Source organism: Mangrovihabitans endophyticus (genome assembly GCF_014646155.1).
Lineage (GTDB): Bacteria > Actinomycetota > Actinomycetes > Mycobacteriales > Micromonosporaceae > Actinoplanes > Actinoplanes endophyticus.
On the sequence record NZ_BMMX01000027.1, the window covers coordinates 62,105 to 75,016 of the forward strand.

The window sequence follows — 12,912 nt, forward strand, 5'->3', positions numbered from 1 at the left end:
GTGTCGGTGCGGAGTCGATCTCACACCGTTTTCCCCCGTGATCGCGTTTCCCCCGTGATCGCGAGTTTCCCGTGATCGCGTTTCCCCCGATGATCGCGAGTTTCCCGGTGATCGCGCGTTTCCCCCGTGATCGCGAGCGATCACCGACGTCGCCATTCTTGTGGATGCGTAGCGATTCGCAACAGCGTGACTCACGACATGTCACCAATTCAAGTAGGTCGATGGTACTAGTGCTTTGGACGCGCGCAGCCGTCAGCCGATCAAGGGTCACCTCCAGGGGGCACGCCGTGCTGTCGACGACGCCACCGCAGTCGTCGTCGATCTTGGAGTTTCGGGTCGGATAAGCCGGACATGCCTCCACAAAACGACCCCGAAAAGTCCAAGATCGCCGTACCGGGCGCGTGGATCTTGGCGTTAGTGTTTCGGCAAGACGGGGTTTAGTGGTGCGAATCGGGCACCAAAAGTCCAAGATCGGCGCGGCGCGGGGCGGGGCGGGGCGGGGCGCGGTGGCGGGGTGGGGTGGGGTGGCGGGGCGCGGCGCGGTGGCGGGGCGCGCGGCGCGGGTCGGCGGGGCGGGGTGGGGTTTGGGTGGCGTGGGTGGGGGGATCGATCTAGGGTCGGGGTGTGGGTGTCCGTACGTGGATCGAGGGCTGGCCGGTCTACCGGCAGTTGACCGGGGACGACCCGCTGGGTCGTGGCGCCGCCGCCGAGTCCCAGCGGTCCCGGGCGCTCACCGCGCGCACCTCCACCGCCGACAGCGTCGCCCGCTCCGTCTGCCCGTATTGTGCCGTCGGCTGCGGGCAGCGGGTCTACGTCAAGGATCGCCAGGTCGTCCAGATCGAGGGCGATCCGGACAGCCCGATCTCCCGTGGCAGGCTGTGCCCGAAGGGTTCCGCCAGCAAGAGCCTGGTCACCAGCGACCGCCGTCAGCAGCGGGTGCTCCACCGTCGCCCGTACGCCACGGATTGGGAAGAGCTCGACCTGGAGACCGCGATGGACATGATCGCGGACCGGATGGTCGCGGCTCGCGAGGCCACCTGGGAAGACGCCGACGACGACGGGAATCCGCTGAACCGCACGCTCGGCTTCGCCAGCCTGGGCGGCGCGACGCTGGACAACGAAGAGAACTATCTGATCAAGAAGCTGTTCACCGCGATGGGCGCGTTGCAGATCGAGAACCAGGCGCGCATTTGACACTCCGCCACGGTTCCCGGTCTGGGGACCAGCTTCGGCCGGGGCGGGGCCACCGGATTCCTTCAGGATCTGGCAAACGCCGATTGCATCGTCATTCAGGGCTCGAACATGGCCGAGGCGCACCCGGTGGGCTTCCAGTGGGTGATGGAGGCCAAGAGCCGCGGCGCCACGGTGATCCACGTCGACCCGCGGTACACGCGGACCAGCGCGGTGGCCGACATGTACGTGCCGGTGCGGGCGGGCGCTGACATCGCATTCCTGGGCGGCGTGATCAACTACATCCTGAGCAACGAGAAGGACTTCCGCGAGTACGTGCTGGCCTACACCAACGCGTCGACGGTGCTCAGCGAGGACTTCCAGGACACCGAGGACCTGGACGGGCTGTTCTCCGGATACGACCCGGAGCACGGCGCGTACGACCAGAGCAGTTGGATGTACGCCGGGCGCGAGCACGAGGGCCGCCAGGCCGAGCAGTCCGGGCAGGAGCGGGAGACGGCGGCCGGCCTGCGCGCCGAATCGCACGGACCGCCGATCGGCCACGACACCGAGAAGGACCCGACGCTGGCGCATCCGCGGTGCGTCTACCAGGTGCTCAAGCGGCACTATGCGCGCTACACCCCGGAGGTCGTGGAGCGTCTGTGCGGCGTGCCGACGAGCGATTTCCTGCGGGTGTGTGAGGCGTGGACGGCGAACTCCGGGCGGGAGCGCACCAGCGCCCTGGTGTATTCGGTGGGCTGGACCCAGCACAGCGTGGGCGTGCAGTACATCCGGGCCGGCGCGATCATCCAGTTGCTGCTGGGCAACATGGGCCGTCCCGGCGGCGGCGTGATGGCCCTGCGCGGGCACGCCAGCATCCAGGGCTCGACGGACATCCCGACGCTGTTCAACCTGCTGCCCGGCTACCTGCAGATGCCGCATCACCGGCAGCACCCGACGTTCGACAAGTGGGTGGACGCGCTGCGTCATCCCGGTCAGAAGGGCTTCTGGTCCGACGCGCGGGCGTACGCGATCAGCCTGCTCAAGGCGTACTGGGGTGAGGCGGCCACGGCGGACAACGACTTCGGCTACGGCTGGCTGCCCCGGCTGACCGGAGACCACGGCACGTACCGCCAGGTCCTGGACATGATCGACGGGAAGATCAAGGGGTACTTCCTGCTCGGCCAGAACCCGGCGGTCGGGTCCGCGCACGGCCGCGCCCAGCGGCTCGGCATGGCCAACCTGGACTGGCTGGTGGTGCGCGACCTGTTCATGACCGAGAGCGCCACGTTCTGGAAGGACGGCCCGGAGATCGCCACCGGGGAGATCGTCACCGAGCAGTGCGGCACCGAGGTGTTCTTCCTGCCGGCCGCCTCGCACGTGGAGAAGGAGGGCACCTTCACCCAGACGCAGCGGCTGCTGCAGTGGCGGGAGAAGGCGGTCGACCCGCCCGGTGACTGCCGCAGCGAGTTGTGGTTCATGTACCACCTGGGCCGCCGGATCAGGGACCGGCTGGCCAGCTCGACCGCACCCCGCGACCAGGCGATCCTCCGGCTCACCTGGGATTACCGGCTGCACGGCGAGCGCGGCGACGAGCCCAGCGCCGAGGACGTGCTGCGCGAGATCAACGGGTACGAGGTGGACACCGGCACGCCGCTGTCCAGTTACACCCAGATGAAGGCGGACGGTTCCACGGCCGGTGGCTGCTGGATCTACACCGGCGTGTACGCCGACGGGGTCAACCAGGCGGCCCGCCGCAAGCCCGGCGGCGAGCAGAGCTGGGTGGCGCCGGAGTGGGGCTGGGCGTGGCCGTCCAACCGCCGCGCGCTGTACAACCGCGCCTCCGCCGACCCGGACGGCAAGCCCTGGTCGGAGCGCAAGAAGTACGTCTGGTGGGACCCCGAGGCGGGCTCCTGGACCGGGCACGACGTGCCGGACTTCGAGAAGGGCAAGGACCCGTCCTACCGCCCGGACGCCGACGCCACCGGCGTCGACGCGATCGCCGGTGACGACCCGTTCATCATGCAGGGTGACGGGAAGGGCTGGCTGTACGTGCCCAGCGGGCTGATCGACGGTCCGCTGCCCACGCACTACGAGCCGGTCGAGTCGACGGTCCGCAACCCGCTCTACACCCAGCAGGCCAACCCCACCCGCAAGGTGTACGACCGCTCCGACAATCAGCTCAACCCCAGCCCGCCGCAACAGCACGCCGAGGTCTTCCCGTACGTGTTCTGCACCAGCCGGCTGACCGAGCACCACACCGCGGGCGGGATGAGCCGGACGCTGGCCTACCTGTCGGAGTTGCAGCCGCACATGTTCGTCGAGGTGTCACCGGCGCTGGCGGCCGAACGCGGGCTGGAACATCTGGGCTGGGCACACGTGGTGACCGCCCGCGCGGCGATCGAGGCCCGTGTCATGATCACCAGCCGGCTGCGCCCGCTGCGCATCGACGACCGGATCGTGCACCAGATCTGGCTGCCCTACCACTGGGGCGGGCAGGGCCTGGTCACCGGCGACTCGGTGAACGACCTGATCGGCATCGCCCTGGACCCGAACGTGCTGATCCAGGAGAGCAAGGTGGGCACCTGCGACATCCGCCCCGGGCGCCGTCCCACCGGCGTCGAACTGCTGGCGTACGTGGAGGCGTACCGGAAACGGGCCGGCATGTCCGGCGACCGGTACGCCTCGATGCTGACCAAGGATGAGCATGACGGATGACCTGCTGGACGGCCTGAGCGACCCGGCGCGCGCCGCGGGCTGGGCGGACGCCCCGCCACGGGTGGGCTTCTTCACCGACACCAGCGTCTGCATCGGCTGCAAGGCGTGCGAGGTGGCGTGCAAGGAGTGGAACGCCGTACCGGACGACGGCTTCGACCTGCTGGGCACGTCGTACGACAACACCGGCGGCCTGTCCGCCAACTCGTGGCGGCATGTGGCGTTCGTGGAACAGCCGGCCCTCCCGCCGGTGGACCCGGTGTCCGCGCCGGTGGACGCGCTCGCCGCGGCGGCCGAGGCGACGCCCGACTTCCGCTGGCTGATGATGTCGGACGTGTGCAAGCACTGCACCCACGCCGGGTGTCTGGACGTGTGCCCGACCGGTGCGTTGTTCCGCACCGAGTTCTCCACCGTGGTGGTGCAGGAGGACATCTGCAACGGCTGCGGCTACTGCATCCCGGCCTGCCCGTACGGGGTGATCGATCAGCGTGCCGGCGACGGCCGCGCCTGGAAGTGCACGATGTGCTACGACCGGCTCGGCGACGGGCTGTCCCCGGCCTGCGCAACCGCCTGCCCGACGGAGTCGATCCAGTTCGGTGAGCTGTCCCGGCTGCGCGAGAAGGCGGAGCGGCGCGTCGCCACCCTGCGTGAGCAGGGTGTGAGCAGGGCGCACCTCTACGGCGCCGACCCGGACGACGGCGTCGGCGGTGACGGCGCGTTCTTCCTGCTGCTGGACGACCCGGAGGTGTACGGGCTGCCACCGGACCCGGTGGTGGGCACCCGGGACCTGCCGGCCATGTGGAAACGGGCCGGGCTGGCCGCGCTCGCGATGGCCGCCGCGGCGGTGGTGTCGTTCGCCGGGGGCCGGCGATGAGCCCGCGCGGGGGAGACCGCTCGATGGTGCCGGCCGCCGACTTCCGGTCCTACTACGGCCGGCCCGTGGTCAAGCCGCCGGTGTGGAAGCGTGACATCCCCGCGTACCTGTTCACCGGCGGGCTGGCCGCGGGCTCGGCGCTGCTGGCGGCGGGCGCGCAGTTCACCGGCCGGCCCGCGCTGCGGCGCACCGGCCGGGTCAGCGCGCTCGGCGCCCTCGCCGCCAGCACGTACTTCCTGATCAACGACCTGGGCCGGCCGGAACGCTTCCACCACATGCTGCGGGTGGCGAAGCCGACCTCGCCGATGTCCACCGGCACCTGGATCCTCGCCGGGTTCGGCGCCACCGCCGGGCCCGCCGCCCTCGCCGAGGTGGCTCCGCTGCTGCCCGAGCGCGGACCGCTGGGCCTGCTGCGGCGCGCGCTGCCGCCGCTCGGCGCGACCGCCGGCATCGGTGCTGCGGCGCTCGCCCCGGCGCTGGCCACCTACACCGCGGTGCTGCTGTCCGACACCGCCACGCCGAGCTGGCGGGCGGCGTACCCGCACCTGCCCGTGGTGTTCGCCGGCAGCGCGCTGGCCAGCGGCGCCGGAGCGGGACTGATCGGCACACCGGTGGCGCAGGCCGGACCGGCCCGCCGGATGGCGGTGTGCGGGGCGGCGCTGGAACTCTACGGCGCGCACCAGGTCGAGTCGCAGGGTTTGCTCGGCGAGCCGTACCGGCAGGGCCGCGCGGGCCGGCTCCTGCGTGCCGGGCGGGCGCTGACCGCGGCGGGCCTGGCCGGCGCGGTGCTCGGTCGGCACAGCCGGGTGGCCTCCGCGCTGTCCGGAGCGTCATTGCTGGCCGCGTCGGTGCTGACCCGCTTCGGTATCTTCGAGGGCGGGGTGGCCTCGGCCAAGGACCCGAAGTACACCGTGGTGCCGCAGCGGGAACGGCTCGCCCGCCGACAGGCCGCGGCCGACGGGTCCTGACCCGTCCGGCGGGTACGCTCGGCCGGTGTTCTCACCCCACGGACCGTCCCTGCGTGAGCTGTGCGTCCAGGCGCTGTCCTCGGTGGAGCGCGGCTACGACCTGTTGGCCCCGAAGTTCGACCACACCCCGTTCCGCACCCCCGCGGGCATCCTCGACGCGACCGTTCACACGTTGTCCGGCCCTGCGCTGTCCGGCCCCGCGCCGTCCGGCCCCGCGCCGTTCGGCAGCGGGCTGGACGTGTGCTGCGGCACCGGCGCGGGCATGACCGTGCTCCGGCGGCTCTGCCGGGGACCGGTCACCGGCGTCGACTTCAGCGCCGGGATGCTCGCGCAGGCGCGCGAGGCGCACCCGGACGCCACGTGGGTGCGGGCGGATGCGCGCGCCCTGCCCTTCGCCGACGGCTTCGACCTGGCCGTCACCTTCGGAGCGCTGGGACACTTCCTGCCCGGTGAGCGCCCGGCGCTGTTCGCCGGGGTGCACCGCGCGCTGCGGCCCGGCGGGCTGTTCGTCATCGGCCTCGGCACGCCGGCCCCGGTCAGCTCGGTCTGGTACTGGGCGACACTCGGCTTCGACGTGGCCATGCGCGTGCGCAACGCCGTCTGGCGCCCGCCGTTCGTGATGTACTACCGCACCACCCCGCTGGCCGCGCTCAGCGAGGACTTGGCGGCGGCCGGTTTCCTGGTACGCATCGTCACCGCGACGCCATCCGAGGGCGCCGGGGGACTCTTGATCCTGGCCCGCAAGCCCGGCCCCGCGGCGTGACGGGGTCACCGGGCCTCTCCGCCGGCCACGCCATGCAGGAACACGTCAACCACGGTTCCGATCGGGAGCTCCGCGTCGCCGGGCACCCCGCGCCGGCCGGACAACATCCCTAGGAAGATCACGGCGAGTTCGTCGACCGGTAGCCGCAGGGTGGCGCGATCCGGTTCGAGAAGCCGGATCACCGCCCGCCGCGTGCGTTCGGTGGCATCCGCCCGTCCGTCGGCCGCGCCGGGATCGTGGTGCGCGCCGGCCTCGCGCGGCTTGGCTGCCGTGCGTGGCGTGCCGGCCTCGCGCGGCTCGGCGGGCCCGCCCCGGCGGCCGGCCGAATGCACCGCGCCGATCACCGCGCCCATCCGCTCCAGGTAGGCGCGCAGCGTGGTGGCGGCCTCGGTCAGCCTGGCCGCCAGCGGCTGGTCCAGCGGCACGGCGTCGAGCTCGGCCAGCACGTGATCGTTGCGCAGGGCCGCGGCCACGCAGGCGTTCAGCAGCTCATCCTTGTCCGTGAAGGCGCGGAAGATCGTAGCCTCGCCGATCCCGGCCGCCTTCGCGATCTGGAGGGTGCTGACGGCGGCGCCGTGTTCGAGCAGCAGCGGCAGCGCCGCAGCCACGATCATTTCCCGCCGTTGTCCGGTGCTCATTCCCGGCGCGCGGCGCCGGTCAGTCGTCTCAGTCATGCCGCCATGCTACGGAGTGAGTACTCACTCCGGCAACCCGATTTCGGGTCAGCGCACCTCCAGCGTCGTCCCGTCGGCGCGGGCTGGGATCAGCTCGCCCACCACCGGGTATCCGGGCAGCTCACCCGCCACCAGCAGGCCGCCGGAGGTCTGCGCGTCCGCCAGCAGCAACAGCTCGTCCTCGCCCACCGACGCGGCCAGGTGCGGGCGCACCCAGTCCAGGTTGCGCCGCGTGCCGCCGCTCACGAAGCCGTCCGCCAGCGCCCGGCGGGCCCCCTCCAGGTACGGCACCGCCGCCGTGTCCACGCGCGCCGTCACCCCGCTCGCACGGGCCAGCTTGTGCAGATGGCCCAGCAGGCCGAAACCGGTCACGTCGGTCGCGCACACGGCGCCCGCGTCCAGCGCGGCCCGCGAGGCGTCCCGGTTCAGCTCGGTCATCGCCGCCACCGCCGCCGCGAACACCTCACCGGTCGCCTTGTGCCGGCTGTTCAGCACGCCGATGCCCAGCGGCTTGGTGAGCGTCAGCGGCATGCCCGGTGCGCCCGCGTCGTTGCGCATCAGCCGGTCCGGGTCGGCCACCCCGGTCACCGCCATGCCGTACTTGGGCTCCGGATCGTCCACGCTGTGCCCGCCCGCCACATGACAGCCCGCCTCCCGGGCCACCGTCAGGCCGCCGCGCAGCACCCGTGCCGCCAGGTCCATCGGCAGCACGTCCCGCGGCCACGCGAGCAGGTTCACCGCCACCACCGGGGTGCCGCCCATGGCGTACACGTCGGACAGGGCGTTGGCCGCGGCGATGCGCCCCCAGTCGTACGGGTCGTCCACCACCGGGGTGAAGAAGTCGGCGGTGGCCACCACCGCCGTGCCCGCCGCGATCCGTACCACTGCCGCGTCGTCGCCGTCGTCCAGCCCCACCAGCAGCTCGCCCGGACCGGCCGGGGCGGACTCGCCGACCAGGCCGGCGACCACCTGCTCCAGCTCCCCGGGCGGGATTTTGCAGGCGCAACCGCCGCCGTGCGCGTACTGGGTCAGCCGGGGTGCGTTCGTCGTCGTCACCCTCCGACTGTCCCACGCGGGTCCGGGTTAGGGTGATCGACGGAGGCGTTCAGGTGGCTGGTGCCCCTCCCGGTCTTCAACACCGGTGCGGCCCGGCATCCGGGCCGGGCGGGTTCGATTCCCGTCCGTCTCCGCCAGCTTCACCCCGGCGTCGCATCCCGCGGATCAGCATGCCGGGCAGTGCGGGACTCATCGATCGGCGGGAGGCGCGGTGGGCGAGGTGACCACGGACCCGCGGCGACGTGTGCCGCGCACCGACGCGGTGCTGGCCGACGCTCGCCTGCGGGCCGCCGCCGCGCGGATCGGCCGGCCCGCGGTGAAGGCCGCGGTGGTGCGGGCGCAGGATCGCGTCCGGGCCGGCGACCTCGACCCCGCGGCGGTGGCGGACGCGGCGCTGGCGGCGTTGCCGGACACCCCGGGCGGTCTGCGCCCGGTGCTGAACGCGACGGGCGTGGTGCTGCACACGAACCTCGGCCGGGCCGCCCTGTCCGAGGCGGCCCGCGCGGCCGTCGCGGACGCCGCCGGGCACACCGACGTGGAGATGGACCTGGACACCGGCCGCCGCGCCCGGCGCGGGCGCACCGCCCTGGCTGCGCTGGCCGCCGCGGTGCCCGGCGCGGGCGGCGTGCACGTGGTGAACAACGGCGCCGCCGCGCTGGCGCTCACCGCGACCGCTCTCGCCGCGGGACGAGAGATCGTGCTCAGCCGCGGCGAGATGGTGGAGATCGGCGACGGGTTCCGGCTTCCGGACCTGCTGGCATCCACCGGTGCCCGGCTGCGTGAGGTGGGCACCACCAACCGGACCACCGTCGACGACTACGCCGCGGCGGTCGGCCCGGAGACCGGCTTCGTGCTCCGGGTGCACCCCTCCAACTTCGTGATCCGCGGCTTCACCCACACCCCGGACCTGGCCGAGCTGCGCGGCCTGAGCGTGCCCGTGGTGGCCGACATCGGCTCCGGGCTGCTCGCGCCGGATCCGCTGCTGCCCGGTGAGCCGGACGCCGCCGGGGCGCTGCACGCGGGCGCCGCACTGGTGATCGCCAGCGGCGACAAGCTGCTCGGCGGCCCGCAGGCGGGCCTGCTGCTGGGCGAGCGGGCGCTGGTGGAGCGGCTGCGCCGACACCCGCTGGCTCGTGCGCTGCGGGTGGACAAGCTGACGTTGGCGGCGTTGCAGGCGACCCTCACCGGCCCGCCGACGCCCACATGGCAGGCGCTGCACGCCGACCCGCAAGCGTTGCGGGAGCGCACCGGGCGGCTGCGCGACACGCTCGCCGCGGCCGGTGTGGATGTGGACCTGGTCGCCTCCGCCGCGGTGGTCGGCGGCGGGGGCGCGCCGGAGCAGGAACTGCCGTCGTGGGCGCTGGCGCTGCCCGAGGCGTACGCGGCGCCCCTGCGCCGGGCCGCGCCCCCGGTCGTCGGCCGGGTGGTGCACGGTCGGCTGCGGCTGGATCTGCGGTGTGTGCCGGTCACGGCGGACGCCGCGGTGGTGGACGCGGTGCTGGCCGTCGCGGGCGGCTGAGATGCACGTCGTCGCCACCGCCGGCCACGTCGATCACGGCAAGTCCACGCTGGTCCGGGCGCTGACCGGGCAGGAACCCGACCGGTGGGCCGAAGAACGGCGCCGGGGCATGACGATCGACCTGGGTTTCGCGTGGACCACGCTGCCCTCCGGGGCGACCCTGGCGTTCGTCGACGTGCCCGGCCACGAGCGTTTCGTGCCGAACATGCTGGCCGGTGTCGGCCCGGTCCCGGCGGCGCTGATCGTGGTGGCCGCCGACGAGGGCTGGATGCCGCAGTCCGCCGAGCATCTGGCCGCGCTGCACGCGCTCGGCGTGCGGCATGCCCTGGTCGCGGTCAGCCGGGCGGACCTGGCCGACCCCGGCCCGGCGGCGGCGCGGGCGCGCGCGGAGATCGCGCCCACGTCCCTGGGCGACGTGGAGACGGTGCCGGTCAGCGGCGCCACCGGGGTGGGCCTGGACGATCTGCGCGCTGCCCTGGACCGGCTGGTGGCCCGGCTCCGGCCGCCGTCGGTGGACGCGCCGATCCGGCTGTGGATCGACCGCTCGTTCACCGTCCGCGGCGCCGGCACGGTGGTCACCGGGACGCTCGGCGCCGGCCGGTTGCGTGCCGGTGACGAGGTGGAGTTGTCCGGGCAGCGGCGTCCGCTGCGGGTGCGCGGTCTGCAGAGCCTGGGCGAGCCGGCCGGCGAGGTGACGGCGGTGGCCCGGGTGGCGGTGAACCTGCGCGGCATCGGCCCGGAGGCCGCCGGTCGCGGCGCGGCGCTGCTCACCCCGGGCCGGTTCCGGCTCGCCGACCTGATCGACGTCCGGGTGCGGGGCGACCCGGTGGCCGACCTGCCGGCCGCCCTGACGCTGCACCTCGGATCGGCCGCGGTGCCGGTGCGGGTGCGTCCGTTGGGCGCCGACACGGCCCGGCTGCGCCTGGCCCGGCCGCTGCCGGTGCGGCTGGGCGACCGCGCGCTGCTGCGCGACCCGGGGCGGCGGCACGTGTCCGGCGGGGTGACGGTGCTCGACGTGGCGCCGCTGGCGCTGCGACGCCGCGGCGCGGCCGCCGCCCGGGCCGCCGATCTGTCCACCATGGACGGCCAAGCGGACCTGCGCGGTGAGCTGCGCCGCCGCCTGCTGGCCCGGCGCGCCGACCTGGCCGCGATGGGAGTGCCCGACGATCCGGCCGCCGGGGTGCCGGCGGCCGGGGAATGGCTGGCCGATCCGGAACACTGGGCGGCGCTGGGGACGCGGCTGAGCGCTGAGGTGGACCGGTACGCCCGGGAGCATCCGCTGGAGCCGGGCGCACCGGTGGAGGCGCTGCGCCACCGGCTGGGCCTGCCGGACCGCTCGCTCGTCGAGGCGCTGGCCGGGTCGCCGCTGCGGGTGCACGGCGGTCGCGTGTCGGCGGGCCACGCGGACACCCCGCCGGAGCTCGCCGGGCTGGTGGCACGGGCCTTCGACGGGCTCGCCGGGCGCCCGTTCGCCGCGCCGGAGGCGCACCGGCTGGCCGAGGTCGGGCTGGGCGCCCGGGAGCAGGCCGCCGCGGAGCGTGCGGGCCTGCTGCACCGGCTGGCGGAGAACGTGGTGCTGCCGCCGGGCGCGGCGGAGCGGGCCGTCGCCGCGCTGGCCGACGTCCCGCAGCCGTTCACGCTCAGCGCCGCACGGCGCGCGTGGGACACCAGCCGGCGCGTGGCGGTGCCGCTGCTGCAACTGCTGGACCGGCGGGGCGTCACCCGCCGGTTGCCCGACGACCGCCGCGTGCTGACCGAGCGCTCAGAACAGTGACAACTGTCCGGGGGTGGGATCTCGGTGCCCGGCCAGGCCGCGCCGGAACACCCACCGTCGCAGGTCCGGGGCCGGCTCGTCGGTGTGCGGGGGCGCGGCGCCGGTCAGCGCCCACAGCGACGGCCCCAGGTTGATGCCGCGGCGCGACAGCGCGGCGCGCATGGCCGCCGGCCGCACCGGCAGCCGGGCCGTGTCCAGGCCCGGCATCGGCAGGTCCGCGCGCATCCGCATGATCAGCCGGTTGCGATCCACCGCGGCCCGGCTTTCGGCCGCGCCGAGATGCTCCGCGGCCTGGTCGCCGACCACGTCACGGACCGCCTGCCCGGCGTCGGCCGCCAGCGCCGTCCACGCCGCCTCCACGGTGCCGAACGCGGTCAGCAACCGGGCCGCGGTGGCCGCGCCGAAACGCCGCACCCCGCGCAGGTTGTCCGACGGGTCGCCGCGCAGCGCCGCGTAGTCGCGGTACTGCCACGGATGCACGCCGCACAGCAGATGCAGCGTCGCGGCGTCCACCAGCACCGACGAGTCGAACCCGCCGTTGCGCACCCGCAGCACCGAGGTCCGCTCGTCGATCAGCGCGAACGCGTCCCGGTCGCTGGTCATCAGCACCGACCGCCAGCCGGCGCCGCGCGCCGCCTGGGCGGCGCTGGCCAGCACGTCGTCGGCCTCGTAACCGGGCGGAGTCACCGTGCACACCCCGGCGGCCCGCAGCAGTCCAGGCGCCGCGGCGATCTGCTCGACCAGCTCCGGTGGCTTGTCCGGGCGGTGCGCCTTGTATGCCGGGTACTGCTCGCGCCGTGCGGAGCGTTCCGGGCAGTCGAAGCCCACGATCACCGCGTCCGGGCGCAGATGTCCCGCCGCCCGGGCGAGGAAACCGACCAGTCCGCGCAACGCCCACACCGGACGGCCGGCCGCGTCCACCATGCCCTCCGACGCGCCCGCGTGGTAGGCCCGGTGCAGCAGGCTGTTCCCGTCGAGCACGAGCAGCAGCGGGGGCGCCATCGGACCACTGTATGCCCGGGACCACTGTATGCCCGGGACCCCGTAGGCCCGGGACCCCGGCGTGCGCGTGACACTGCGCCGCCGGTGGTGGTGCGGGTCAGCCCGGGACGCGCCCGGCCAGCCGCCGCCCCCGGCGGCTCAGCGCGTCCACCCGCGCCCGCACCCGGTCGGGCGGGTCGTCGCGCACCCCGTCCAACAGCTTCGCGTAGTCGCCGGCGAGCTCACGGTAGTCGTGGCGGAAGGCGTCGTCGCCGGTCGCGTACCACCGGTCCAGGTCCATGATCTGCTGCGCGAGCACCGCCACCTCGGCGCTCAGCACGCCGCGCCGGCCGGCGAGCAGTTCCCGCGCCGCGGCGCGGGCGGCGGCCAGCCCCGCGGCCCGACGCCCGGCGGCCCA

At 74.1% G+C, this 12,912-nt stretch carries 8 protein-coding genes, 1 tRNA gene and 2 pseudogenes; 7 read left to right on the top strand and 4 right to left on the bottom strand.

Translation table 11 applies throughout. The features are described 5' to 3' along the window. Positions 1 to 624 precede the first annotated feature (624 nt). From fdh to IEY73_RS23670, 4 genes and pseudogenes are all read left to right on the top strand, one after another. Positions 625 to 3,885, top strand: a pseudogene (gene fdh / locus IEY73_RS23655) (formate dehydrogenase); the annotation flags it as partial. Continuing rightward, positions 3,878 to 4,759: a 4Fe-4S dicluster domain-containing protein gene (locus tag IEY73_RS23660; protein WP_189081495.1), complete on the top strand. Its 882-nt coding sequence runs from the start codon at positions 3,878 to 3,880 to the stop codon at positions 4,757 to 4,759. The pseudogene fdh and the gene IEY73_RS23660, both read left to right, overlap by 8 nt. Positions 4,760 to 4,782: 23 nt before the next feature. Then, a complete protein-coding gene (gene nrfD, locus IEY73_RS23665; RefSeq protein ID WP_189081496.1) occupies positions 4,783 to 5,727 on the top strand; it encodes an NrfD/PsrC family molybdoenzyme membrane anchor subunit in 945 nt (314 codons plus the stop codon). Positions 5,728 to 5,752: 25 nt separating this feature from the next. Next, complete coding sequence (locus IEY73_RS23670; protein WP_189081497.1) at positions 5,753 to 6,490, top strand: class I SAM-dependent methyltransferase; 738 nt, start codon at positions 5,753 to 5,755, stop codon at positions 6,488 to 6,490. Between the two features lie 5 nt (positions 6,491 to 6,495). Here the strand turns inward: IEY73_RS23670 and IEY73_RS23675 are convergent, their stop codons facing one another. Together IEY73_RS23675 and selD are read right to left on the bottom strand one after the other, a co-directional pair. After that, positions 6,496 to 7,164, bottom strand: a complete 669-nt coding sequence (locus IEY73_RS23675; RefSeq protein WP_189081498.1) for a TetR/AcrR family transcriptional regulator — start codon at positions 7,162 to 7,164, stop codon at positions 6,496 to 6,498. 48 nt (positions 7,165 to 7,212) lie between these two features. Next, positions 7,213 to 8,220 (bottom strand): selenide, water dikinase SelD, encoded by a 1,008-nt coding sequence (selD, locus tag IEY73_RS23680; RefSeq protein ID WP_189081499.1) that lies wholly within the window; start codon positions 8,218 to 8,220, stop codon positions 7,213 to 7,215. A gap of 41 nt (positions 8,221 to 8,261) precedes the next feature. Here selD and IEY73_RS23685 point away from each other — a divergent pair. The 3 genes from IEY73_RS23685 to selB all read left to right on the top strand — a co-directional run bounded on the left by IEY73_RS23685 (position 8,262) and on the right by selB (position 11,513). Continuing rightward, positions 8,262 to 8,357 (top strand) — tRNA-Sec (locus IEY73_RS23685). An 83-nt stretch (positions 8,358 to 8,440) separates the two neighbouring features. Then, positions 8,441 to 9,739, top strand: coding sequence for an L-seryl-tRNA(Sec) selenium transferase (gene selA, locus IEY73_RS23690; RefSeq protein WP_373292860.1), 1,299 nt, complete (start codon positions 8,441 to 8,443; stop codon positions 9,737 to 9,739). Between the two features lies 1 nt (position 9,740). Continuing rightward, positions 9,741 to 11,513: a selenocysteine-specific translation elongation factor gene (gene selB / locus IEY73_RS23695; protein ID WP_189081501.1), complete on the top strand. Its 1,773-nt coding sequence runs from the start codon at positions 9,741 to 9,743 to the stop codon at positions 11,511 to 11,513. Here the strand turns inward: selB and IEY73_RS23700 are convergent. Both IEY73_RS23700 and IEY73_RS23705 read right to left on the bottom strand, forming a co-directional pair. Beyond that, positions 11,502 to 12,515 (bottom strand): 5'-3' exonuclease, encoded by a 1,014-nt coding sequence (locus IEY73_RS23700; protein WP_189081502.1) that lies wholly within the window; start codon positions 12,513 to 12,515, stop codon positions 11,502 to 11,504. The genes selB and IEY73_RS23700 overlap by 12 nt on opposite strands. 97 nt (positions 12,516 to 12,612) lie before the next feature. Then, positions 12,613 to 12,912, bottom strand: a pseudogene (locus IEY73_RS23705) (hypothetical protein); the annotation flags it as partial.

Coding starts and splice junctions, on each gene's coding strand:
- IEY73_RS23660 (WP_189081495.1), top strand. CDS start 3,878: ATGACGGATGACCTGCTGGACGGCCTGAGCGACCCGGCGCGCGCCGCG.
- nrfD (WP_189081496.1), top strand. CDS start 4,783: ATGGTGCCGGCCGCCGACTTCCGGTCCTACTACGGCCGGCCCGTGGTC.
- IEY73_RS23675 (WP_189081498.1), bottom strand. CDS start 7,164: ATGACTGAGACGACTGACCGGCGCCGCGCGCCGGGAATGAGCACCGGA.
- selB (WP_189081501.1), top strand. CDS start 9,741: ATGCACGTCGTCGCCACCGCCGGCCACGTCGATCACGGCAAGTCCACG.
- IEY73_RS23700 (WP_189081502.1), bottom strand. CDS start 12,515: ATGGCGCCCCCGCTGCTGCTCGTGCTCGACGGGAACAGCCTGCTGCAC.